Source organism: Micromonospora sp. NBC_01405 (assembly GCF_045040155.1).
GTDB lineage: Bacteria > Actinomycetota > Actinomycetes > Mycobacteriales > Micromonosporaceae > Micromonospora.
The window spans coordinates 3160026-3182778 of record NZ_CP109532.1; the positions used below are offsets into that span (position 1 = coordinate 3160026).

Sequence of the window (22753 nt, forward strand, 5' to 3'; positions counted from 1 at the left end):
GAGGTGAAGCACCCATGCGTGCACCCAGCCCGAAGGTCGCAATTGCGGCCGTCGCGGTCGCGGCCCTCGCGGTAGCAGGCTGCGCCGAGAGCGACCGCGATGACAGTTCCGGCGGTAGCAAGAAGGACACTCTGGTCTTCGGCGTGGCCGGCGACCCGAAGGTCCTCGACCCCAGCTTCGCCAGCGACGGCGAGTCGCTGCGCGTGGCGCGTCAGGTCTTCGAGACCCTGGTCCGGCCGGAGGAGGGTGGCACCAAGGTCACCCCGGGGCTGGCCGAGTCGTGGACCCCGGACGCAGCCGGCACCACCTGGACGTTCAAGCTCCGCTCGGGCGTGAAGTTCCACGACGGCGCCGACTTCAACGCCGACGCCGTGTGCGTGAACTTCAACCGCTGGTACAACGCCAAGGGCCTCATGCAGAGCCCGGACGTGACCGCGTACTGGCAGGACGTCATGGGCGGGTTCGCCAAGAACGAGAACGCCGACCTGCCGCCGAGCCTGTTCAAGTCGTGCACCGCCAAGGACGCCACCACGGTCGACCTGGCGTTCACCCGGGTGTCCAGCAAGATCCCGGCCGCGCTGATGCTGCCCTCGTTCTCCATCCACAGCCCGAAGGCGCTGGAGCAGTACGACGCCAGCAACGTGGGTGGCACCGCCGAGGACATCAAGTACCCGGCGTACGCGATGGAGCACCCGACCGGCACCGGCCCGTTCAAGTTCAAGGCCTGGGACGTCGCCAACAAGACGCTCACCATCGAGCGCAACGACGACTACTACGGCAACAAGGCCAAGCTGAAGACCCTGATCTACAAGACCATCTCGGACGAGAACGCGCGCAAGCAGGCGCTGCGCTCCGGCGACATCCAGGGCTACGACCTGGTCGGCCCGGCCGACGTCGAGCCGCTGAGGTCCGAGGGCTTCAACATGCTCACCCGCCCGGCGTTCAACGTCCTCTACCTGGCGATCAACCAGAAGGGGAACCCGAAGCTCGCCGACATCAAGGTTCGCCAGGCGATCGCGTACGCGCTCAACCGCCAGGCGCTGGTCGACTCGAAGCTGCCCCCGGGCGCCAAGGTCGGCGTGAACTTCATGCCGGACACCGTCGAGGGCTTCAACGGCGACGTGGCCAAGTACGACTACAACCCGGAGAAGGCCAAGGCGCTGTTGGCCGAGGCCGGCGCGTCGAACCTGACCCTGCGGTTCCACTACCCGACCGAGGTCACCCGGCCGTACATGCCGAACCCGAAGGACATCTTCGAGCTGCTTTCGGCGGACCTCAAGGCGGTCGGCATCAAGGTCGAGGCCATCCCGCTCAAGTGGAGCCCGGACTACCTGAACGCCACCACCTCGGGCAACAAGCACGACATCCACTTCCTCGGCTGGACCGGTGACTACGGCGACGCCTACAACTTCATCGGCACCTTCTTCGACCGGCCGAAGGACGAGTGGGGCTTCACCGACAAGGCCCTCTTCGACCAGTTCAAGGACGCGGACACCACCGCCGACCAGGCGGCCCGGGTGGAGAAGTACAAGGCCCTGAACAAGGCCATCATGGAGCTCGTGCCGGGTGTGCCGATCTCGCACTCGCCGCCGGCGATCGTGTTCGGCAAGGACGTGACCGGGATCAAGGCGAGCCCGCTCACCGACGAGCGGTTCGCTACCGCCGAGTTCAAGTCCTGATCTGACGCAAGGAACGCGGGCGGGCGCTGTCACCACGGCGCCCGCCCGCCCCCCTCCGCACACCCTTCCGAGGCCGCCGTGTTCCGGTTCATCGTCAGACGCCTGCTGCAGCTCATACCGACGCTGATCGGGCTCTCCCTTCTGCTGTTCATCTGGCTGCGCCGGCTGCCGGGCGGCCCCGAGACCGCCATCCTGGGTGAGCGCGGCACGCCGGAGATGCGCGCCGCCATCCGCCGCAACTTCGGTCTCGACGAGCCGATCCTGATCCAGTACGGCCGGTTCGTCCGGCGGCTGATCAAGCTGGACCTGGGCACCTCGACCTCCACCAAGCGCTCGGTCGTCACCGAGTTCATCGAGCGGTTCCCCGGCACCGTCGAGCTGACCGTGATGGCTATGGTGATCGCGATCGGGATCGGCATCCCGCTGGGCTACCTGGCCGCCCGCCGCCGGGGCCGGATGCTCGACCACCTCTCGGTCGGCGGGTCGCTGATCGGCATCTGCATCCCGGTCTTCTTCCTGGCGTACGTGCTGAAGGCGATCTTCTCGGAGAACCTCGGCTGGTTCCCGTCCAGCGGCCGGCAGGATCCGACCCTCGGGGCGACCCGGATCACCAACTTCTTCGTCTTCGACGGGCTGATGACCCGGGAGTGGGACGCCGCCGCCGACGCGCTCTGGCACCTGGTGCTGCCGGGCCTCGCGCTGGCCAGCATCCCCCTGGCGATCATCGTCCGGATCACCCGGGCCAGCGTGCTGGAGGTGCTCAACGAGGACTTCGTCCGCACGGCCGAGGCCAAGGGCCTGACCGAGAACACGGTCCGCCGCCGGCACGTGCTGCGCAACGCCATGCTGCCCGTGGTCACCTCGATCGGCCTACTCACCGGCGGCCTGCTCTCCGGCGCGGTGCTGACCGAGACCGTCTTCGCCTTCAGCGGCATCGGGGCGTTCGTCGCCGAGGCGATCAGCCAGCGCGACTACCCCGTGCTGATGGGCTTCATCCTGATCATCGCGGTGGTGTACGTGCTGGTGAACCTCCTGGTGGACCTCTCATACAGCGTGATCGACCCGAGGGTGAGGGTGCGATGACGGCCATCAGCGGCAAGAAGCGCGAGAAGATCGACCGGCTCGCCGAGTTGGCCGCCCGGGACGACGAGCGCGGCGTGAGCCTCTGGCAGGAGGCGTTCCGCCGGCTGCGGCGCAACCCGGCCGCCATCGTCGGCGCGGTGATCCTGGGCCTGTTCCTGCTGGTCGCCATCGTCGGGCCGTTCCTGGTCCCGCACCCGGCGGACGCCCAGCTCTGGAAGGGCGAGATCCGGGACAACATCGGCTACTTCCCGGGCCCCCGGGCGGAGAACTGGTTCGGCGTGGACCACATCGGCCGCGACGAGTTCAGCCGGATGATCGTCGGTGCCCGGCAGACCCTGCTGGTCGGCATCATCTCCACCCTGATCGGGCTGGCCGTCGGGTCGCTGCTCGGCGGCGTCGCCGGCGCCGCGGCCGGTCTCGGCGGCAAGTGGGGTCGGGCCCTCGACAACGTCATCATGCGCTTCGTCGACATGCTGCTGGCCATGCCGAGCCTGCTGCTCGCGATCAGCATCGCCGCGCTGCTCGGCTCCGGCCTGACCACCGTGATGATCGCGGTCGGCGTGGTCTCCGTGCCGGTCTTCGCCCGGCTGCTGCGCGGCTCGATGATCTCCCAGGCCAACAGCGACTACGTGCTGGCCGCGACGTCGCTGGGCGTGAAGAAGCCGAAGATCGCGCTGACCCACGTGGTGCCGAACTCGCTCGCCCCGGTGATCGTCCAGGCGACGCTGACCCTGGCCACCGCGATCATCGAGGCCGCCGCGCTCTCCTTCCTCGGTCTCGGCAACAACGACGCGTCCATCCCGGAGTGGGGCGTCATGCTCGCCGACGCGCAGCGCTACCTCGACGCCGCGCCCCGGCTGGCCGTCCTGCCCGCCCTCGCGATCATCGTCACCGCGCTCGGTTTCACCCTGCTCGGCGAGGCGATGCGCGAGGCCCTCGACCCGAAGCTGCGGAAGTAGGCCGTCTGTCATGGCACTGCTCGAAGTGGACGACCTCTCCGTCACGTTCGCCCGGCGCGGTCAGCGCACCGTGCACGCCGTCGACGGGGTGTCCTTCGCGGTCGACGCCGGCGAGGTGGTCGGCCTGGTCGGCGAGTCCGGCTGCGGCAAGAGCGTCACGTCGTTGGCCATCATGGGCCTGCTGCCCAAGCAGCCCGGCCTGCGGGTCGGCGGCAAGGCGGTCTTCGACGGCACGGACCTGCTCCAGCTCGACGACCGGTCCCGCCGGGACATCCGGGGCCGTGACGTCGCGATGATCTTCCAGGACCCGCTCTCCTCGCTGAACCCGGTGATCCCGATCGGGTTGCAGGTGACCGAGGTGCTGACCCGGCACCGGGGGATGAGGGGGGAGTCGGCCAAGAAGGAGGCCGCCGACCTGCTCGACCGGGTCGGCATCCCCGACCCGCGCCGCCGGCTCAAGGAGTATCCGCACCAGCTCTCCGGCGGCATGCGGCAGCGCGCCCTGATCGCCATGGCGGTGGCCTGCCAGCCCCGGCTGCTGATCGCCGACGAGCCGACCACCGCGCTGGACGTCACCATCCAGGCGCAGATCCTGGAGTTGCTCAAGGACCTGGTCCGGGACTCCGGCACCGCGCTCGTGATGATCACCCACGACCTGGGGGTGGTCGCCGGCATGTGCGAAACGATCAACGTGCTGTACGGGGGCCGGGTGGTGGAGACGGCCCGCCGCCGCCCGCTGTTCCGCGAGCCGCGGCACCCGTACACGGTGGGTCTGCTCGGCTCGGTGCCGCGCCTGGACGCCGGGCGTGGCGAGCGGCTGAACCCGATCCCCGGCTCGGTCCGGGACCTGCTGGCCTGGCCGGACGGCTGCGCCTTCGCCCCACGCTGCACCCGCCGCATCGACGAGTGCGTGGGGGAGCCGCCGGAGCTGGTGCTCGCCCACGACGGCCGCAGCTACCGGTGCCTCAACCCGGCCCCGATCCCCGGCACTGTGCCCCCGGGCGTCACCGGCGGCCGGGCCGCGACCGCCCCGGGCACCGCCCCGGCGGCCGGTGCCGCCGCCCCTGCGTCGGCCGACGACGCGACCACGGGTTCGGTGCCCGCCCCGCGCGAGGAGGAGAAGCCGTGACCGAGAGCGACATCCTCGTCGAGGTCCGCGACCTGAAGGTGCACTTCCCGATCAAGCGGGGAATCCTCCTCGACCGGGTGGTGGGCCACGTCAAGGCGGTCGACGGGGTCGACCTGAGCATCCCGCGCGGGAAGACGTACGGACTGGTCGGCGAGTCCGGCTGCGGCAAGTCCACGCTCGGCCGGGCCCTGCTCCAGCTCACCCCGCCCACCGCCGGCGAGGTCCGCTTCGACGGCGTCGAGCTGACCACGCTTCCGGCCGGGAAGCTGCGCACCATGCGCCGACGGATGCAGATGATCTTCCAGGACCCGATGTCGAGCCTGGACCCCCGGCAGAACGTCGAGTCGATCCTGGTCGAGGGGTTGCAGACCCACGGCATCGGGACCGACCGGGACGACCGGCGGCGGATCATCGGCGAGACCCTCGACGCGGTGGGGCTGCCCCGCTGGGCGCTGTCCCGGTACCCGCACGAGTTCTCCGGTGGCCAGCGGCAGCGCATCGGCATCGCCCGGGCCCTGGTGCTCGGCCCCGAGCTGATCGTCGCCGACGAGCCGGTCTCCGCCCTGGACGTCTCCATCCAGGCCCAGGTGGTGAACCTGCTCGACGAGCTTCAGGACAACCTCGGCCTGACCTACCTGTTCATCGCCCACGACCTTGCCGTGGTCAAGCACATCTCCGACGTGGTCGGCGTGATGTACCTGGGCGCGCTGGTCGAGGAGGCGCCGAGCGACCGGCTGTACAGCGAGCCGCTGCACCCGTACACCCGGGCGCTGATGTCGGCCGTGCCGGTGCCGGACCCGGACGTGGAGGACCGGCGGGAGCGGATCCTGCTCGCCGGGGACCTGCCGTCGCCGGCCAACCCGCCAGCAGGCTGCCGGTTCCACACCCGCTGCCCGTGGGCCCAGCCCACCCGCTGCGCCGACGAGCGGCCGGCGCTGCGGGACATCGGCGGCAGCCGGGTCGCCTGCCACTTCGCGGAGCAGATCGCCACCGGCGAGCTGCGCCCACACAAGGTGAGCGTGCAGATCGTCCGGCCCGAGGGCGAGGGCGAGGCCCCGGCCGTCGTCTCCGCGCCCACCGAGCCCGGCTCGTACGTGTGAGCGAGGGGCCCTTGTCGGCGCGGCTCGCGCCGCAGGGGCCCCGGCCAGGTCAGCCCTCCGGGCGGTTGAGCAGGCCGACCGCGATCGTGTGTACCGCGTCCAGCCCGGCCGGGTCGGCCAGCGGGGCCTTCCCGCCGGTCACGACGTACCACTCGTCGGCCTCCCGGTACTGCACGCGGAGGACGACCTGGCCGTCGGCGTACTCCGTGCGCAGGGTCAGCTCACCGGTCACCACGCCGACCTCGTCGGTCATCACGCCGCCCGGGCCGGGGACGACATCGGCGGTACGGTTCTGCGCCCCGCCGCCGGCCGGAGCGCCCGTGGGCGGGGACGCCGCGGCGCTGGTGGCCCCCGCGTCGGCGGACATGCCGGCGCCCGAGACGTCGGCCGGACCCGTCGGGGTGCCGTCCGCGATCATCCCGGCCGTGGTGGCACCCTCGCTCGTCCCGGCCTCGGTCCCGGTCACGGCTTGCTCGCCCATGTGCAGCCCCCCAGCATGTCGGTCAGGGCGGCCTTCTCGGCACTGGTCACCGTCAGCCGCCAGTGGTGCTTGACCGTCACCCAGTTTTCAGCGTACTTGCACCAGTACGAGCGGTTCGCCGGTTTCCACTGGGACGGATCCTGGTCACCCTTTGCCCGGTTGGAGGAGGCGGAAACCGCGAAGAGCTGCGGTCTCGTGAGATCGTTCGCGAAGTCGCCCCGCTTGGCGTCGTCCCACTCGTTCGCCCCCGAGCGCCACGCGTTGGCCAGCGGCACGGTGTGGTCGATGTCCACGTCCGAGGGGTCGGTGAAGACCCGGCCGTCGTACACGCTCTCCCAGTGGCCGCCGACCACGTTGCAGCCGGAGAGCCGGATGTCCTCACCGTCGCGCTTGAGGACGCTGTCCCGCACGTCGCAGTTCTTCCCGGTGTTCCGCCAGTGCGGGAAGTGGTCGCGGCTGTAGCCCTTCATCGAGCCGGCGCTGGCGACGGTCAGCTGGCCCAACTGCTCGCTGACGTTGCCGCCGCCGCCGCTGGGCGGGGCCTCGGGCTCGTCGACCGCCGAGCAGCCGGCGGACACGAGGGCGAGCGCCGCGGCAAGCACGGCAGCCCCGGCCACACGACGTCCTGATCTGGTTCGCACAGACGACACCTCTCCAGCTTGCGGGCTCCCGGCGATTGCGCACAGTACCCCGGCACCGTTTCCATGAATCGTGGCGTCCGGCAAATCGACCGGAGGAGGATGAATACCGTGACCGAGTCCACACTCACGCCCGCGCTCCGGATGGGCACCCCCGCCGCCCGGGGGACGCTGCTCGCCGCGATCCTCGCCTCCGGCATGGTCTTCCTGGACAGCACCGTGGTCAACGTGGCCCTGCCCCGCCTCGGCATGGAACTGGGCGCCACGGTGGCCGGTCTCCAGTGGACCGTCAACGGGTACCTGCTCATGCTGGCCGCGTTCGTGCTGCTCGGCGGCGCGCTCGGCGACCGGTTCGGGCGGCGGCGGGTGTTCCTGATCGGGGTGGTCTGGTTCGCCGTCGCCTCGGCGCTGTGCGGCCTGGCCCAGGGCACCGGCTGGCTGGTCGCGGCCCGGTTCCTCCAGGGCGTCGGGGGTGCGCTGCTCACCCCCGGCTCGCTGTCGGTCATCCAGTCCAGCTTCCACCCCGACGACCGGGGCCGGGCGATCGGGGCATGGTCCGGGCTGGCCGGGGTCTCCACCGCGCTCGGCCCGCTCGTCGGGGGCTGGCTGATCGACGCCCTGTCCTGGCGGTGGATCTTCTTCATCAACCTGCCGCTGGCCGTGCCGGTGGTGCTGGCCGCGCTGCGCTGGGTGCCGGAGAGCCGCGACGAGGACGCCTCGCGTACCGGGGCCGGGCGGCGGCGGTTCGACGTGGCCGGCGCGCTGCTCGGCGCGCTCGGCCTGGGCGGCGTCACGTACGCCCTGATCGACGCGCCGGCCCGGGGCGGTTCGCTGCCGGTGTTGGCGGCGGCGCTGGTCGGGGTGCTCGCCGCCGTCGCGTTCGTGCTGGTGGAACGGTGCCGGGGCGACACCGCCATGCTGCCCACCGCCTTGTTCGGCAGCCGGCTCTTCTCGGTGCTGAACGTCTTCACCGTGATGGTGTACGCGGCGCTGGGCGGGTTCACCTTTTTCCTCGCCGTGTACCTGCAGAACGTGGTGGGCTGGTCGGCGCTGCTCACCGGTCTGGCCACCGTCCCCATGACGGTCCTGCTGCTGGTCGGCTCGTCCCGCGCCGGGGCGCTGTCGGCCAGGATCGGCCCCCGGCTGCCGCTGACCGTGGGCCCGGTGGTCGCCGCGATCGGCCTGCTGCTGCTGCGCGGGGTGCGGCCGGGCGCGTCGTACTGGACGGATGTGCTGCCCGGGGTGACCCTCTTCGGCCTGGGCCTGACCCTGGTGGTGGCACCGCTGACCGCCTCGGTGCTGGCCGCCGTGGCGGACCGGTTCGCGGGGGTGGCCAGCGGATTCAACAACGCGGCGTCCCGGGCCGGCGGCCTGCTTGCGGTGGCCGCGCTGCCCCTGCTGGTCGGCCTCAGCGGCACCGGGTACGAGCAGAAGGCGGCGCTGACCGACGCGTTCCGGGGCGCGCTGCTCTGGTGCGCCGGCGGGCTGCTGGCCGGGGCGGTGCTGGCCGGTCTGCTGATCCACCGCCCGCCCCGCGAGGCACCAGGCTCGCAGCCGTGTCCGACGCTGCCAGCCTCGACCTCACCCGACAGGCGGTAGGCGGCGCCCGGCGTGTGCCGGACGCCGCCGGGCGACCTCAGGCGCGGGCGCGGTTGACGGCGCTGGTGACCGCCTTCACGGAGGCGGTGACGATGTTCGCGTCCACCCCGACACCCCACACGGTGCGGCCGTCGACCTCGCACTCGACGTACGCGGCGGCCTGCGCGTCCCCGCCGGAGGAGAGCGCGTGCTCGTGGTAGTCGAGCACCCGCACCGCCACGCCCACCGATCCGAGCGCGTTGACGTACGCGTCGATCGGGCCGTTGCCGACGGCGGCCAGCGACCGGACCTCACCGCCGACGCCCACCCGGGCCTCGATCTCGACCTTGCCGTCGGCGGTGCCGATGGCGTAGCCGGCCAGGGTGGCGGCCGGGTCGGGCTGATGGTCGAGCAGGTAGTGGCCCGCGAAGATCTCCCACATGGTGCTCGGGTCGACCTCGCCGCCGTCGTGGTCGGTGACCTGCTGGACCACGCCGGAGAACTCGATCTGGAGCCGGCGCGGCAGGTCGAGCTGGTGTTCGCTCTTCATGATGTACGCGACGCCGCCCTTGCCGGACTGCGAGTTGACCCGGATGACCGCCTCGTAGGTGCGGCCCAGGTCCTTCGGGTCGATCGGCAGGTACGGCACTGCCCAGGTGTGCTGGTCGACCGGCACACCCGCCGCCGCCGCGTCGGCGTGCAGGGCGTCGAAGCCCTTCTTGATCGCGTCCTGGTGGGAGCCGGAGAACGCGGTGTAGACCAGGTCGCCCGCGTACGGGTGGCGCTCGTGTACCGGGAGTTGGTTGCAGTACTCCACGGCCCGCTTGACCTCGTCGATGTCAGAGAAGTCGATCATCGGGTCGATGCCCTGGGAGAACAGGTTGAGCCCCAGCGTCACCAGGTCGACGTTGCCGGTGCGCTCGCCGTTGCCGAACAGGCAGCCCTCGATCCGGTCGGCGCCGGCCAGCAGGCCCAGCTCGGCGGCGGCCACGCCGGTGCCCCGGTCGTTGTGCGGGTGCAGGCTCAGCACCAGGCTGTCCCGCCGGGGCAGGCGCCGGTGCATCCACTCGATCGAGTCGGCGTACGCGTTCGGGGTGGCCATCTCGACGGTCGCCGGCAGGTTGATGATCAGCTTCCGGTCCGGCGTCGGGTCGATCGCGTCGATCACCGCCGAGCAGACCTCCAGCGCGTACTCCAGCTCGGTGCCCGTGTACGACTCCGGAGAGTATTCGTAGTAGATGTCGGTGTCCGGGGTGTGGATCTCCGCGTACTTCTGGCAGAGCCGCGCGCCGGTGGTGGCGATGTCGGTGATGCCGTCCCGGTCCAGCCCGAAGACCACCCGACGCTGGAGGGTGGAGGTCGAGTTGTAGAAGTGCACGATCGCCCGCTTCGCGCCGCGCAGCGACTCGAAGGTCCGCTCGATCAGGTGCTCCCGGCACTGGGTGAGCACCTGGATGGTCACGTCGTCGGGGATCAGGTCCTGCTCGATGAGCTGCCGCACGAAGTCGAAGTCGGTCTGGCTGGCCGACGGGAAGCCGACCTCGATCTCCTTGTAGCCCATCTGCACCAGGAGCTGGAACATCCGGCGCTTGCGCTCCGGGGACATCGGGTCGATCAGCGCCTGGTTGCCGTCGCGCAGGTCGACGGCGCACCAGCGGGGCGCGGCCTCCACGTGCCGGGTCGGCCAGGCGCGGTCCGGCAGGTCGATCCGGAACTCCTGGTGGTACGGCTGGTACCGGTGGTACGGCATCCGGCTGGGACGCTGCTGGGCGATCGGATCGGTGTCAGCGCCGGTGGTGCCGGTGGGTTGAGCCATGACGGAGTGCTCCCCTGAACATGTGGCGTCAGCAATCGGAAGGTCGGCGACGATGCCGGGTCGGCGCGAGGCGCCGATGAGAAAGCTCGAATGTGCTGGACGGCGCGGTTCGACTCCGCGACGAGGTGCCGGCCGGTCAGGCCTCGTCGCGGCGACCAAGGAGAAGGTGCGCCTGCCACATGACAGAGTGACCCTACGTGATGAGGTGAGGGGTGGGAAGGTCGGTCCGGAGTTTGAGATCGACGTCGCAGCCGCCGACCGGTCCAGCCGGCGGGTCCACGCCGGCCGGGTCAGGGCGACCGATCCACGCCGGCCGGTCAGCGCAGCAGCAGCTCGGCCAGCGGGCGGCGGCGGCGCAGGCCGGTCTCCTTCCGGCGCAGCTCCTCGGGCAGGCTGAACGGGTCGCCGAGCCGGCCGACCGCCGCCACCACCAGGGGGCGGATCCCGGCGGGCAGATCCAGGTCGGCGGTGAGCCCGGCGGCGTCGAAGGCGGCCAGCTGGCGCACGTACAGCCCGAGCGCGGTGGCCTGCACGGTGAGGTGCGCCACCGCCTGCCCCAGGTCGTACGCGGCTCGGCCGGGGGGACCGGGCGCCGCCGGCCTGCGACCGCCGCCGACCCCGGCCGACCGGTCCGGCCCGGGGGCGGGGCCCCCCGCGCCGGCTCCGTCGGCCGCTCCCGCGCCGTCGGCTTCGCCGGCCCCGGGCGGGCGGCCCGGTGCCGCGGCGGCGGCCGGGTCGGCCGTCAGGTGGGCGCCGAGCAGCAGGGCGGCGGCGTGCCGGGCCCACCGCTGCTCGGCCGCCGGCAGGTTGACCAGGATCCGCTTGTACGTCTCGTCGTCGCGGTGCCCGAGGGCGAACCGCCACGGTTGGCGGTTGCCGGCGGAGGGCGCCCAGCGGGCCGCCTCCAGCAGCGAGTCCGCCTCGGCGGAGGGCAGCGCGGCGGTCGGGTCGAATGCCCGAGGGCTCCAGCGGAAGGCGAGCAGCGGGGTGAGGTCGGCCATGGGGCAAGCGTCCCGTATTGGGCATTTTGCCCCGGGGTCGGGGGTGGGGAAATGTGGTCAGAACCACCCGTAACGGGACGCGGGGTCAGGGCGTTTCCGTGGACCGGGGCGTCGGCTCGTCCACGTTCGGCGCCGCGACACCGAGCGGCTCGCCGTCGGTCACCGGCCCGGCGAGCTGCACGGTCGCCGGGGCCGGCGCGGCCGGACCGGCCAGGACGAGGGTGCCGGTCACGGTCCGCACGGCGGTCGGCGTGCCGTCCGGGGCGTAGCAGTAGATCCCGACGTCCAGCGGGGGGTTCAGCGAGGCCGAGGTCGAGTCGACCGAGTAGCAGGCCCCGGTCGCCCCCGCCGGCGGCCGGGCTGGGGAGACCGCCAGCGGGGCCAGCCGGTCGGTGAGCACCTCCAGCCAGTCGGTGAACGGGTGCTGCACCCGGGGATCCAGCCGGCTCGGGACGGTGTCGTCCGGGTCGCCGAGGCGTACGCAGCTCGCCGGCTCGGGCCGGGAGGCCGACGGCAGGCCGCACTGGAAGAGCCCGTCGGTGGTGCCGGCGAACGAGACGTCCACAGTTCCGCCCAGCGCCCCACCCGGGACGTCGACCCGCCAGGTGCCGTCGTTCGCGCTGGTCACCGTGATCGTGCGGTCGGGGCCGTCGCCGGTGAGGGTGTACCGGGCGGTGAAGTGCCGGTCCTGGGCCGCCGCGGCCAGGGCGGCCAACTCCTCACGGGCGGAGTCGATGGCGGCGGGCGCTGGGTCGCTCGACGGCGGCGAGGTCGTCGCGGCGGGCGGGTCGCCGACGCAGGCGGCGAGCAGGGCCGGCAGGGTGAGCGTGAGGGCGCCGATCAGGCGCCGGGCCACGCGGAGGTGGGCATGCACCGGGTCATTCTGCGGTGTGCCGCCCCCGCCCGGGGACCCCTGCGACGCCGGTCGGCCGGCGTGTCGCGTACCCCCTGCCGACCTGGTGGGACGGCGGCCGGGCCGGCCCGCGCCGGCCGGATGGTGGGATCACCCGACCCGGCCGTGTGGGGCGCCGGATACCCTGATGTGGTCTGACACGCGCCGCCGACCGGTTTCCCGGCGGCGTCGGCACGCTCAGGGACTGCTGGGAGGGAGTGCGCCGTCGTGGCACTCGTAGTGCAGAAGTACGGCGGATCCTCCGTCGGGAACGCCGAGCGGATCAAGCGGGTGGCCGAGCGGATCGTCGCCACCCGCAAGGCCGGCGACGACGTGGTCGTGGTCGTCTCCGCGATGGGTGACACCACCGACGAGCTGCTCGACCTGGCCAACCAGGTCAGCCCGCTGCCGCCGGGCCGTGAGCTGGACATGCTGCTCACCGCCGGGGAGCGGATCTCCATGGCGCTGCTCGCCATGGCCATCCACAACCTGGGGTACGAGGCCCGCTCGTTCACCGGCTCGCAGGCCGGCGTGATCACCACCTCGGTGCACGGCCGGGCGCGGATCATCGACGTCACCCCGGGGCGGCTCAAGGGCGCGCTCGACGAGGGCGCGGTCGTCATCGTGGCCGGCTTCCAGGGCGTCTCGCAGGACACCAAGGACGTCACCACGCTCGGCCGGGGCGGCTCGGACACCACGGCGGTGGCGCTGGCCGCCGCGCTGCACGCCGACGTGTGCGAGATCTACACCGACGTCGACGGCGTGTTCACCGCCGACCCCCGGATCGTGCCCAACGCCCGGCACATCCGGGACATCACCTACGAGGAGATGTTGGAGCTGGCCGCCTGCGGCGCCAAGGTGCTGCACCTGCGCAGCGTCGAGTACGCCCGGCGCGCGGGGTTGCCGATCCACGTCCGTTCGTCATACTCGACCAACACCGGCACCATGGTCACCGGATCGATGGAGGACCTTCCCGTGGAACAGGCACTGATCACCGGGGTCGCCCACGACCGCAGCGAGGCGAAGATCACCATCGTCGGGGTCCCGGACGAGCCGGGCGCCGCCGCGCGGATCTTCGACACCGTCGCCGGCGCCGAGATCAACATTGACATGATCGTGCAGAACGTCTCCACCGAGGGCACCGGCCGCACGGACATCTCGTTCACCCTGCCGAAGACCGACGGCCCGACCGCCATGGCCGCGCTCAGCAAGATCCAGGAGCCGGTCAAGTTCAAGGGCCTGCTCTACGACGACCACGTCGGCAAGATCTCGCTGGTCGGCGCGGGAATGCGGTCGCACCCGGGCGTGGCGGCCGGCTTCTTCGCCGCCCTCGGCACCGCCGGGGTCAACATCGAGATGATCTCCACCTCCGAGATCCGGGTCTCCGTGGTCTGCCGGGACACCGACCTCGACAAGGCGGTCCGGGCCATCCACGACGCCTTCGAGCTGGGCGGCGACTCCGAGGCCGTCGTGTACGCGGGGACCGGGCGGTAGCGGCGATGCCGTCGCTGCCCACCCTTGCCGTGGTCGGGGCGACAGGTGCCGTCGGAACCGTGATGTGCGAGCTGCTGTCGTCCCGGCGCAACGTCTGGGGCGAGATCCGGCTGCTCGCCTCCGAGCGGTCGGTGGGGCGGCAGGTGCGCTGCCGGGGCGAGGAGTTGACCGTCGGCGCGCTCACCCCGGAGGCGTTCGACGGCGTCGACGTGGCGATGTTCGACGTGCCGGACGACGTCTCCGCGCAGTGGGCACCGGTCGCGGTCAGCCGAGGCGCGGTGGCGGTGGACAACTCCGGGGCGTTCCGGATGGATCGGGACGTCCCGCTGGTGGTCCCCGAGATCAACCCCGAGCAGGTGCGTAACCGGCCGAAGGGGATCATCGCCAACGCCAACTGCACCACCCTCGCCATGATCGTCGCGATCGCCCCGCTGCACCGCGAGTACGGCCTGCGCGAGCTGGTGCTCGCCTCGTACCAGGCGGTCTCCGGGGCGGGGCGGGCCGGGGTGGACGCCCTGCACCTTCAGCTCGGCAAGATCGCCGGGGACCGGGCGCTCGGCTCCCGGCCGGGTGACGTGCGGCAGGCCGTCGGCGACGAGATAGGGCCGTTCCCGGCCCCGGTGGCGCTCAACGTGGTGCCCTGGGCCGGCTCGCTCGCCGACGACGGCTGGTCGTCCGAGGAGCTGAAGATGCGCAACGAGTCGCGCAAGATCCTCGGGCTGCCCGACCTGAAGGTCTCCGCGACCTGCGTCCGGGTGCCGGTGGTGACCGGGCACTCGGTGGCCGTGCACGCCGTCTTCGCCACCGAGGTGGACGCCGAGGGCGCCCGCGAGGCGCTACGCAACGCCCCCAGCGTGATCCTCGTCGACGACCCGGCCACCGGGGAGTTCCCGATGCCGATCGACGCCGTCGGCACCGACCCGTCCTGGGTCGGCCGCATCCGCCGCGCCGTCGACGACCCGCGCGCCCTCGACCTCTTCGTGACGGGCGACAACCTCCGCAAGGGCGCCGCCCTGAACACGGCCCAGATCGCCGAACTCCTGGCCAAGGAACTAACCCCCCACCCCTGACCCCTCCCGCGCCTCGCCCTCGCCCCCGCCCTCGCCCCCGCACTTTCAGAGAAAGTGTGCCTCTGCGGCGGCGGATGGCCACGCATTCACTGAAAGTGCGGGGGATGGGGTGGGTCAGGTGGTGGCCAGGTGGACGGCGTCGCGGCCCTGGCGCTTGACCGCGTAGAGGGCCTGGTCGGCGCGGCGGAGGGTCTGCTCGGGCGACTCGCCGGGGTGGGACAGGGCGACGCCGACGCTGATCGTGCGACCGGTGCCCCGGGCGGCCTCGGCCAGCCGCTCGGCGATCCGGACCGCCTCCTCGGGGCGGCTCACCTCGATCACCGCGACGAACTCGTCCCCGCCGATCCGGTACAACTCGTCGCCCTGGCGCAGCGCCGCCTCCAGCGCCCGGGCCAGCCCGACCAGCAACCGGTCGCCGGCCTGGTGGCCGTACGTGTCGTTGACCGCCTTGAAACCGTCCACGTCGATCGCCAGCAGGGCCGTACGCCCTGGCGTGGCACGAGCGATCCGCTGCCCGAACGGCCCGGTGTGCCGCAGCCCGGTGAGCGGGTCGGAGCTGGCCTGCTCGCGCAGCCGGGCCAGCGTGCGTAGCCGGTCCAGGCAGGTCCACGCCTGCCCGGCGAGCAGTTCCATCAGGTTGACGGTGGTCGGGTCGGGCCGCAACAGCCGCTCATCGGCGACCAGCAGCACCCCGCCGGAGGCCGGGGGGCCGACCGGCACCGCCACCAGGGTGCGCACTCCGGCGTCGGCGAGCGGGCGGTACTCCGCCGTGGGCGGGTGCCCCGTCTCCCCGAGGGTGTAGCCGGAGCCGTGCCGGTGGGCCCGGGCGATGATCCCGTGCAGCGCCGGGGCGCCCACCTCGGTCAGCTCGGCCCGGACGCGGGACTCCAGCTCGCCGGTCGCGCCGGTGGGAGCGCCCAGCCGGGGGCCGGTCTCGCCGGACAGCAGCAGCACCGCCGCGGAGAGGGTGGAGACCTCCCGGGCCGCGCAGATCGCCGCGGCCATCAGGTCCCACTCGGTGGGGGCTGTGGTCAGCGCGGCGGCGTGCCGCAGCAGCTTCTCGCTCCGGCTCTCCGCCGGCGGGCCGCCGAGCGCCGTGATCCGGGCGCCGAGCCGGCCGGCGACGCGCTCGGCGGTCTGCCGCCACAGGGCCAGCTCGACCGGCCCGCTCCACTGGAGGTCGAGCACTCCGATCGGGCGGCCCGCCGGGTCGAGCACCGGCACGCAGATCTCGGCGGTCACGTCGGGCCGGGCCGCAAGTGAGTCGGGGGCGGCGGCGACGTCGGGGACGGTGGCGCCGATGCCGGAGGCGTACACCCGGCCGACGATGCCGGCCTCCGGCGGGACGGTCGAGAAGACCTGCCAGGCCCCGGTTGCCGCGACGCAGCGGAGCCGGTCCGGCCCGGGGAGCAGGACGGAGATGGTGGCCGGCGCGTACCGGGCGAGCGCGGTGACGGTCCACCGGCACGCCTCGACGGCGGTCGACGCCATCGGCAGGCGGACCGTGACGTCCCGGACGAGCCGGTGGTGATCTACGCGCACGTGGTTCCAGACGGGGAGGGGCGGCTGTCCGATCAAGCGTACTCACCGCAGCTCAGGGGTGATCTTTCAAGATCAAGAGCGTCGTACACATGTACTATCCACAGGGTGTGGATGGAGCCTGTGGATTCCGGCGGCCGGCGCTAGCCTGGGCCCTCCGGTCGACGTGGAGGACCCGATGCTCATCGCCCAGCCCAGCGACACCCACCCGACCGGGGCGTGCTGACGGCCGTGGACGCCCTGCTCTGGTACGTCGCATACGGGTCCAACATGCACGCCGACCGGCTGAACTGGTACCTGGGCGGGGGCCGCCCCCCGGGCGGGCTGCGGACGTACCCCGGCTGCCGGGACTGCCGGCCGCCGCGCCGGTCGGCGGCGGTGCTGGTGCCCGGCGGGATCTACTTCGCCGGGGAGTCCCGGGCCTGGACCGGCGGGATGGCCTTCTACGACCCGGAGTTGCCCGGGGTGGCCGCGGCCCGGGCGTGGCTGCTCACCACGGAGCAGTTCGCCGACCTCGCCGCGCAGGAGATGTACCGGGAACCCGGCGCGGACCTCGACCTGATCAAGGTCGCCGTCGCGCGGGGGCGGGCGACCCTCGGCCCCGGCCGGTACGAGACGCTGGTCCGCACCGGCGTCCGGGACGGCGTGCCGATGCTGACCTTCACAGCGCCGGGGCGGGCGGCGGACGTCGAGTGGAACGCGCCCGCGCCGGTGTACCTCGCGATGCTCGCCGGGGGCCTACGCGAGGCGCACGGCTGGGACGCGCCGCGGATCGCCGGCTACCTGGCGGACCGGCCCGGGGTGACCGGCCGGTGGGAGCTTCCCGCCATCGAGTCGTTGGTCGCCGGGGCACTCGACGGGTGACGTGCGGCGCCGTTCGCGTCGGGACCGGGCACCGTTCGCGCCGGCCGGGGACGCCGTTCGGCCGCGATCGGTCGACCCGCGGCCGGTAGTTGGCGGTGCGGGCTTCGCACAGTCCACAGTGGCCGGACGAGTCGGTAGCCTCGTGCACGTTCCACGCCGGCACCGCCAGAGGTCGGCCGTCAACAGGTAGGGGATCGTGTTGAAGAAGAGGCTGACCGGTATCGCCATGGCCGTCGCCGTCTGCGGCTCGCTCGCCGTGGCCGGGCCCGCGCAGGCCGCCACCCCGGCCCTCCAGATCACGAAGGCGTACTACAACTCGCCGGGCACCGATAACCGGTCGAACAGCAGCCTCAACGCCGAGTACGTGAAGCTGACCAACCGCCTGTCCTCGACCGTCAACCTGAAGTCCTGGACCCTGCGCGACAAGTCGAGCCACGTCTACACGTTCACCAGCGACTTCCGGCTCGCCGCCGGCGCCAGCGTTTACATCCACACCGGCAAGGGCACAAACACCTCGACCGACCGCTACTGGGGGTCGGGTGCGTACATCTGGAACAACACCGGGGACACCGCGTACGTACGCAACTCCGCCGGCACCCTGATCGACTCCTGCTCGTGGGGGAGTAGCGGCAGCTACACCAACTGCTGACCGCGGGGGCCGGACCCGTCCGGTCGGTACGGCGGTCGGCTCTCGTGAGGGGGGAGCCGACCGCCGTACCGTCGTCTCAGCCGAGCAGGCCGCGGCGCAGCTCGGGGCGAGCGTCGCCAGGGCGGCGAGGAACGCCCCGAGGAGAGCCCGTAGAGGTGGGCCCCGCCGCCGGCCGCTCCGATCTGCGATCCTGGTCGGGATGACGACGACCTGGCGACACCTGCCCGCACCGGCCCGCGAGATCGCCGTGGCGGCCACCGAGGCCGTGGACGCGGCCCGGGCCCGCGACCGGGAGACGTACGACGAGGCGGTCGACCGGCTCGCGGGGGCGGACCGGTCCGGCCTGGTGCTGGGCGCGGTGGTCCGGCTGCTGCTGGAGGAGACCCACCCCGACGGGTTGGACGGCGACGACATCCGGCAGGTGCTGGAGGCCTGCGTGCGGGGCGCGGCGAGCTGGCAGCCGGACGTCGACCCGCACGTGGTGCTGGTGCTGCTGGCCGGCGCCCTTGGCGTGTACGACCCGGACGACGACGCCACCCCGCCGGACCCGGCCGCGCTGGCCCGGCACGCCCCGCTGCTGCTCGCCGACCTGCTGCCCGGGACCGACCTGCTGGCCGGGACCGACCGGCCGCTCGACCGCTGGCTGACCGCCGCGTTCGCCGAGATTCGGCGCACGGAGCTGCACGACTGAACCGGAGCCGGCGGCCCTGCCCTGTCTCCTCCGATCCACTACCGTCGGGGTGTGGGCCGAACGGCCCTGCGGGAGGACCCGTGCTGCTCCGCGACGTTCACGAGGGGGACGCCGAGGCGTACCGCCGGATGCGCTGCGATCCGGTGATGATGGCCGACCTCGGCGGGCCGATGCCGCCGGAGTCCGTGCCGGGCCAGCTCCGGCACGACATCGACCTGGTGGCGCGGGGCGTCGGGCTGATCAGGATGATCGTGCCCGACCCGACCGACCCGTCGACGGTGGCCGGCACGGTGACCCTCCACCGGCACGAGATCGACGGCGAGCCCGGTGGCGAGATCGGCTGGATGGTGCTGCCGGAGTGCCAGGGGCGGGGAGTGGCCAAGCAGGCGGTCCGGCTACTGCTCGACGAGGCCCGCGAGGACGGGCGCTGGTCGCGGGTGCACGCCTTCCCCGAGGTCGGCAACGGTCCCTCGAACGGCATCTGCCGGTCGCTCGGGTTCGTTCTCCTCGGTGAACGCGAGACGTCGTTCCGGGGTCGGATCTTCCATACCCGGCACTGGGTGATCGACCTCTGACCAGGTGACCGGTCCCGGTCGGGCGACGCCGCACGACGGCCTCGCGGAGTGTTCACCTGGGAGTCCCGGTTGTGGGAATGCCATGCATGTCGATATACATGACAGGCGATAGTTCGCCGACCCGGACGGAGCACCATGAACCGTACGCTTCGCGTGGCCGCGACCACCCTCGCCGCCACTCTCGCCGCCACCGTCGGCCTGGCCAACCCCGCCTGGGCCGCCAGCTACTCCGCCCCACTGCGGACCGCGGTCGCGGCCCTGCCCGTGGCCACCGAGGTACGCACCGGCTACAGCCGGGATCTCTTCCCGCACTGGATCGACGCCGACGGCGACCGCTGCAACACCCGCAACGAGGTGCTGCTCGCCGAGGCCGTCTCCGCGCCGACGATCACCGGCACGTGCACCCTCTCCGGCGGGCGCTGGTACTCCTACTACGACAACGCCTACTGGACGGCGACCGGCGACGTCGACATCGACCACATGGTCCCGCTCGCCGAGGCCTGGGACTCCGGCGCCCGCAACTGGTCCACCAGCCGCCGCCAGGCGTACGCCAACGACCTGGGGGACTCCCGCCCGCTGATCGCCGTGACCGACAACGTCAACCAGTCCAAGGGCGACCAGGACCCGGCCACCTGGATGCCGTCGTACAGCTCCGCCCGGTGCCGCTACGTCAAGGAGTGGGTGGTCACCAAGACCCGCTGGCGGCTCACCGTCGACACGGCCGAGAAGAACGCCCTGACCAGTCTCGCCAACTCCTGCTCCAACGTCACCATCTCGGTCACGTACGCGTACTGACCCGTCAGGTCGCCGGCCCGTCAGCCACACCGCGCCGGCACAGCGTTGACAGCCGTCCACCGCTGCCCTGTCGCTCACCAGAACGCACCAGAGGGCACATCCATCGATCGGATGTGCCCTCTGACCTCTGTCGGGGTGGCCGGATTCGAACCGACGACCTCTTCGTCCCGAACGAAGCGCGCTACCAAGCTGCGCCACACCCCGAGGCGTGCGGACAAATAGTAGCCCACCCCGTCCGATGGTCAAACTCGTACCCCGTCCGCAGCTCGGCACCCCGCCGGGCCCCGGGCTGCCCGGGAGGCGATGTCGCAGCCGGCTCAGCTCCATAGGCGGGCCGACCAGCCCCGCAGCCTCGTCGGCCCGCCGCGCAGGATGGCGGATGCGTCCGGCGAACCCGTCGCCCGAGCCCGCCCGCCCGCCGGCCGGTCCGGGGCGGTGCCGGACCGACCGGCGGTAGTGCGCGCGGGGCAGCTCCAAAGCGGCGCAGATCACACCCGAACCCGCCTCAGGGTCCGCGCCGGGCCGCCCGATCCGGGCGTGGGTCAGCGGGGGATCAGGGTGAGGATGCTTGCCTCCGGGCGGCAGGCGAACCGGACCGGCGCGGTGGGGTGGGTGCCCAGGCCGGCGGAGACGTGCAGCCAGGAGTCGGAGCCGGGCCAGCGGTGCAGGCCCTTCGCCATCGACCGGGGCAGCCCGCAGTTGGTCACCAACGCCCCGTAGCCGGGCACGCAGACCTGGCCGCCGTGGGTGTGGCCGGCGAGCAGCAGGCCGAAGCCGTCCTCGGCCATCCGGTCGAGCACGGCCGGCTCGGGGGAGTGGGCCAGGGCGATCGACAGGTCCGCCGAGGCGGAGACCGGGCCGGCGACGGCGGGGTAGTCGTCCCGCGCGACGTGCGGATCGTCGACCCCGACCAGCTCGATCAGCCGGCCGCCCGCCTTGACCGTCGTCCGGGCGTTGTTCAGGTCCGCCCAGCCGGCCCCGGTGAGGACGTCACGCAGCTCCTCGTACGGCAGCTCGACGCCCTCGGTGTACTCCCGGTCGGGAAGGAGGTAGCTGAACGGGTTCTTCAACACCGGCCCGGTGTAGTCGTTCGAGCCGAAGACGAACGCGCCGGGCAGGTCCAGCAGCGGGTGCAGGGCGCGCAGCACGCCGGGCACCGCGCCCGGGTCGGCCATGTTGTCCCCGGTGACCACGACCAGGTCCGGGTCCAGCGCCGCGAGCGACGCCACCCATTCCTGCTTGCGTCGCTGCTCCGGCATCATGTGCAGGTCCGACAGGTGCAGGACCCGCAGCGGCTCGGCGTCGGCCGGCAGCACCGGGACATCGAACCGACGCAGGGTGAACATGTTGCGCTCGACGAGTGACGCGTACGCCAGGGTTGCCGCTCCGGCGGCGGCGGTCCCGAGGGCGAGCCGGAATAGTGTGCGCTTTCGCATGCCAATCAGGGTAGTTTCACCGTTCATGAGCACGCTGAAGGACCGCCTCACCGCCGACATGCGCGCCGCACTCAAGGCACGCGACGAGCTGACCACCTCCACCCTGCGGATGGCGCTGGCCGCCGTCGGCACCGCCGAGGTCGCCGGCAAGGTCAAGCGCGAGCTCACCGACGACGAGGTGCTCGCGGTGCTGACCAAGGAGGCGAAGAAGCGGCGCGAGGCCGCCACGGCCTTCGGCGACGCGGGCCGCGCCGAGCAGTCCGCGAAGGAGATCGCCGAGGGCGACGTGCTGGAGCGCTACCTGCCGAAGCAGCTCTCCGACGAGGAGTTGGCCGAGCTGGTCGCGGGGGCGCTCGCCGCAGGCGGGTTCAGCGGCAAGGCCCAGATGGGCCAGGCCATGAAGGCGGCCCAAGCCGCGGTGGCGGGCCGGGCCGAGGGGGGCCGGGTGGCCGCCGAGGTGCGCCGCCAGCTCGGCCTCTGACGTGGCGCCCCCGGCCGCGCGGATCGGCCGGGCGCGTCGTCTGCTCGGGGGACGGCGACGCCTGATGCGCCTGGCCGCCGCAGGCGTCGTCGTACTGCTTCTCGTCAGCGCCCCCTGGCTGTGGACGAAGATCGCCGCGTACGGTCACGTGTACGGCGAGGCCGATGCGCCGGCCGCGGACGTCGTCATCGTCCTAGGGACCGAGGTGGCGGCGGACCGCCGCAGACCGGCGGAACGGCTCGCCGGCCGCCTGGAGACCGCCGCCGCGCTCGTACGCGACGGGCGGGCCCGGGTGATCCTCGTGTCCGGGGACGGCGGCGGCGCGTCCGGCGACGAGCCGGCGGTGATGACGTCGTACCTGACGGGGCTCGGGGTCGACCCGCGGCGCGTCGTGGGCGACCCGTCCGGCCTGGACACCTATGACAGCTGCGCCCGGGCGCGTGAGGTGTACGGGGTCACCCGGGCGCTGATCGTGACGCAGTCCTACCACCTGTCGCGGGCGGTGACGCTGTGCCGGCGCCTCGGTCTCGACGTCGACGGGGTGGCCGCCCGCTGTGCCGGCTGCGCTGCCACTCTGCTCGCGGAGAAGGCGGTTCGCGACTACTTCGCCAGCGGGAAGGCGGCGTGGGACGCTGCGTGGCGCAGGCCGCCAGCGGTCCGCTCGCCCGCGGACCCTGCTGTCCAGGACGCGCTACGGGACAGCTGAGCCCGTTCGGGCCGCACCGGGCCGGACTGTCGTGGTTGCGCCTCTGCTGGGTGGCGTCCCGGTTGCGGTGATCCAACTCATGGCCGGTGACGGAACG

22 protein-coding genes and 1 tRNA gene are annotated in these 22753 nt (G+C 72.5%); 15 read left to right on the forward strand and 8 right to left on the reverse strand.

The features are described from left to right. Positions 1-14 precede the first annotated feature (14 nt). From OG559_RS13335 to OG559_RS13355, 5 genes are all read left to right on the forward strand, one after another. A complete protein-coding gene (locus OG559_RS13335; protein ID WP_405115593.1) occupies positions 15-1679 on the forward strand; it encodes an ABC transporter substrate-binding protein in 1665 nt (554 codons plus the stop codon). A 78-nt stretch (positions 1680-1757) separates the two neighbouring features. Next, positions 1758-2762: an ABC transporter permease gene (locus OG559_RS13340; RefSeq protein ID WP_405115595.1), complete on the forward strand. Its 1005-nt coding sequence runs from the start codon at positions 1758-1760 to the stop codon at positions 2760-2762. Then, the gene (locus OG559_RS13345; protein ID WP_350881200.1) at positions 2759-3721 is read left to right on the forward strand and encodes an ABC transporter permease; all 963 of its coding nucleotides are present in this window, start codon (positions 2759-2761) and stop codon (positions 3719-3721) included. Before OG559_RS13340 ends, OG559_RS13345 begins: the two co-directional genes overlap by 4 nt. Positions 3722-3731: 10 nt before the next feature. Next, complete coding sequence (locus OG559_RS13350) at positions 3732-4850, forward strand: ABC transporter ATP-binding protein (RefSeq protein WP_405115598.1); 1119 nt, start codon at positions 3732-3734, stop codon at positions 4848-4850. Further along, positions 4847-5950 (forward strand): ABC transporter ATP-binding protein, encoded by a 1104-nt coding sequence (locus tag OG559_RS13355; protein WP_405115600.1) that lies wholly within the window; start codon positions 4847-4849, stop codon positions 5948-5950. The genes OG559_RS13350 and OG559_RS13355 overlap by 4 nt, the downstream gene beginning before the upstream one ends. A gap of 49 nt (positions 5951-5999) precedes the next feature. Here the strand turns inward: OG559_RS13355 and OG559_RS13360 are convergent, their stop codons facing one another. Together OG559_RS13360 and OG559_RS13365 are read right to left on the reverse strand one after the other, a co-directional pair. Further along, complete coding sequence (locus OG559_RS13360; protein WP_405115602.1) at positions 6000-6431, reverse strand: hypothetical protein; 432 nt, start codon at positions 6429-6431, stop codon at positions 6000-6002. Next, positions 6413-7048, reverse strand: a complete 636-nt coding sequence (locus tag OG559_RS13365) for an HNH endonuclease family protein (protein ID WP_405115604.1) — start codon at positions 7046-7048, stop codon at positions 6413-6415. The genes OG559_RS13360 and OG559_RS13365 overlap by 19 nt, the downstream gene beginning before the upstream one ends. 165 nt (positions 7049-7213) lie before the next feature. Here OG559_RS13365 and OG559_RS13370 point away from each other — a divergent pair, with 165 nt between their 5' ends. Beyond that, positions 7214-8668, forward strand: coding sequence for an MFS transporter (locus OG559_RS13370; RefSeq protein ID WP_405116640.1), 1455 nt, complete (start codon positions 7214-7216; stop codon positions 8666-8668). Between the two features lie 37 nt (positions 8669-8705). On the opposite strand, the gene leuA is transcribed toward OG559_RS13370, so the two are convergent. The 3 genes from leuA to OG559_RS13385 form a co-directional block, all read right to left on the reverse strand. Continuing rightward, positions 8706-10463, reverse strand: a complete 1758-nt coding sequence (gene leuA, locus OG559_RS13375) for a 2-isopropylmalate synthase (protein WP_405115606.1) — start codon at positions 10461-10463, stop codon at positions 8706-8708. Positions 10464-10780: 317 nt separating this feature from the next. Beyond that, on the reverse strand, positions 10781-11464 hold the full coding sequence (locus OG559_RS13380; RefSeq protein WP_405115608.1) for a nitroreductase family protein: 684 nt from the start codon (positions 11462-11464) through the stop codon (positions 10781-10783). A gap of 85 nt (positions 11465-11549) precedes the next feature. Beyond that, positions 11550-12338: a hypothetical protein gene (locus OG559_RS13385; protein ID WP_405115610.1), complete on the reverse strand. Its 789-nt coding sequence runs from the start codon at positions 12336-12338 to the stop codon at positions 11550-11552. 246 nt (positions 12339-12584) lie between these two features. Between OG559_RS13385 and OG559_RS13390 the strand changes: the two genes are divergently transcribed. Beyond that, entirely contained in the window at positions 12585-13850 is a 1266-nt protein-coding gene (locus tag OG559_RS13390) for an aspartate kinase (RefSeq protein WP_396670674.1), read from the forward strand. Between the two features lie 5 nt (positions 13851-13855). Continuing rightward, positions 13856-14920, forward strand: coding sequence for an aspartate-semialdehyde dehydrogenase (locus tag OG559_RS13395; RefSeq protein ID WP_405115612.1), 1065 nt, complete (start codon positions 13856-13858; stop codon positions 14918-14920). Between the two features lie 114 nt (positions 14921-15034). Here the strand turns inward: OG559_RS13395 and OG559_RS13400 are convergent, their stop codons facing one another. Next, a complete protein-coding gene (locus tag OG559_RS13400; protein ID WP_405116642.1) occupies positions 15035-16411 on the reverse strand; it encodes a diguanylate cyclase in 1377 nt (458 codons plus the stop codon). Positions 16412-16678: 267 nt separating this feature from the next. On the opposite strand from OG559_RS13400, the gene OG559_RS13405 reads away from it, so the two are divergent. The 5 genes from OG559_RS13405 to OG559_RS13425 all read left to right on the forward strand — a co-directional run bounded on the left by OG559_RS13405 (position 16679) and on the right by OG559_RS13425 (position 20033). After that, a complete protein-coding gene (locus OG559_RS13405) occupies positions 16679-17323 on the forward strand; it encodes a histone deacetylase (RefSeq protein ID WP_405115614.1) in 645 nt (214 codons plus the stop codon). A 196-nt stretch (positions 17324-17519) separates the two neighbouring features. Further along, a complete protein-coding gene (locus OG559_RS13410; RefSeq protein ID WP_405115616.1) occupies positions 17520-17972 on the forward strand; it encodes a lamin tail domain-containing protein in 453 nt (150 codons plus the stop codon). A 199-nt stretch (positions 17973-18171) separates the two neighbouring features. Next, a complete protein-coding gene (locus OG559_RS13415) occupies positions 18172-18663 on the forward strand; it encodes a hypothetical protein (RefSeq protein WP_405115618.1) in 492 nt (163 codons plus the stop codon). An 80-nt stretch (positions 18664-18743) separates the two neighbouring features. Beyond that, a complete protein-coding gene (locus OG559_RS13420; protein ID WP_405115620.1) occupies positions 18744-19238 on the forward strand; it encodes a GNAT family N-acetyltransferase in 495 nt (164 codons plus the stop codon). A gap of 135 nt (positions 19239-19373) precedes the next feature. Next, complete coding sequence (locus OG559_RS13425) at positions 19374-20033, forward strand: HNH endonuclease family protein (RefSeq protein ID WP_405115622.1); 660 nt, start codon at positions 19374-19376, stop codon at positions 20031-20033. A gap of 130 nt (positions 20034-20163) precedes the next feature. Here OG559_RS13425 and OG559_RS13430 read toward each other — a convergent pair. Both OG559_RS13430 and OG559_RS13435 read right to left on the reverse strand, forming a co-directional pair. Continuing rightward, a tRNA-Pro gene (locus OG559_RS13430) sits at positions 20164-20237 on the reverse strand. Positions 20238-20575: 338 nt separating this feature from the next. Further along, positions 20576-21469 (reverse strand): metallophosphoesterase, encoded by an 894-nt coding sequence (locus tag OG559_RS13435; RefSeq protein WP_405115624.1) that lies wholly within the window; start codon positions 21467-21469, stop codon positions 20576-20578. A 25-nt stretch (positions 21470-21494) separates the two neighbouring features. Between OG559_RS13435 and OG559_RS13440 the strand changes: the two genes are divergently transcribed. After that, positions 21495-21950: a GatB/YqeY domain-containing protein gene (locus OG559_RS13440; RefSeq protein WP_405115626.1), complete on the forward strand. Its 456-nt coding sequence runs from the start codon at positions 21495-21497 to the stop codon at positions 21948-21950. A gap of 64 nt (positions 21951-22014) precedes the next feature. After that, positions 22015-22656, forward strand: coding sequence for a vancomycin high temperature exclusion protein (locus OG559_RS13445; RefSeq protein WP_405115628.1), 642 nt, complete (start codon positions 22015-22017; stop codon positions 22654-22656). Positions 22657-22753 lie beyond the last annotated feature (97 nt).

Excerpts from the sequence above, each read along its gene's own strand:
- OG559_RS13435 (WP_405115624.1), bottom strand. The coding sequence starts at position 21,469 with ATGCGAAAGCGCACACTATTCCGGCTCGCCCTCGGGACCGCCGCCGCC.
- OG559_RS13400 (WP_405116642.1), bottom strand. The coding sequence starts at position 16,411 with ATGGCGTCGACCGCCGTCGAGGCGTGCCGGTGGACCGTCACCGCGCTC.
- OG559_RS13345 (WP_350881200.1), top strand. The coding sequence starts at position 2,759 with ATGACGGCCATCAGCGGCAAGAAGCGCGAGAAGATCGACCGGCTCGCC.
- OG559_RS13440 (WP_405115626.1), top strand. The coding sequence starts at position 21,495 with ATGAGCACGCTGAAGGACCGCCTCACCGCCGACATGCGCGCCGCACTC.
- leuA (WP_405115606.1), bottom strand. The coding sequence starts at position 10,463 with ATGGCTCAACCCACCGGCACCACCGGCGCTGACACCGATCCGATCGCC.
- OG559_RS13370 (WP_405116640.1), top strand. The coding sequence starts at position 7,214 with ATGGGCACCCCCGCCGCCCGGGGGACGCTGCTCGCCGCGATCCTCGCC.
- OG559_RS13415 (WP_405115618.1), top strand. The coding sequence starts at position 18,172 with ATGACGACGACCTGGCGACACCTGCCCGCACCGGCCCGCGAGATCGCC.
- OG559_RS13360 (WP_405115602.1), bottom strand. The coding sequence starts at position 6,431 with ATGGGCGAGCAAGCCGTGACCGGGACCGAGGCCGGGACGAGCGAGGGT.
- OG559_RS13380 (WP_405115608.1), bottom strand. The coding sequence starts at position 11,464 with ATGGCCGACCTCACCCCGCTGCTCGCCTTCCGCTGGAGCCCTCGGGCA.
- OG559_RS13395 (WP_405115612.1), top strand. The coding sequence starts at position 13,856 with ATGCCGTCGCTGCCCACCCTTGCCGTGGTCGGGGCGACAGGTGCCGTC.
- OG559_RS13425 (WP_405115622.1), top strand. The coding sequence starts at position 19,374 with ATGAACCGTACGCTTCGCGTGGCCGCGACCACCCTCGCCGCCACTCTC.
- OG559_RS13335 (WP_405115593.1), top strand. The coding sequence starts at position 15 with ATGCGTGCACCCAGCCCGAAGGTCGCAATTGCGGCCGTCGCGGTCGCG.
- OG559_RS13445 (WP_405115628.1), top strand. The coding sequence starts at position 22,015 with ATGCGCCTGGCCGCCGCAGGCGTCGTCGTACTGCTTCTCGTCAGCGCC.
- OG559_RS13350 (WP_405115598.1), top strand. The coding sequence starts at position 3,732 with ATGGCACTGCTCGAAGTGGACGACCTCTCCGTCACGTTCGCCCGGCGC.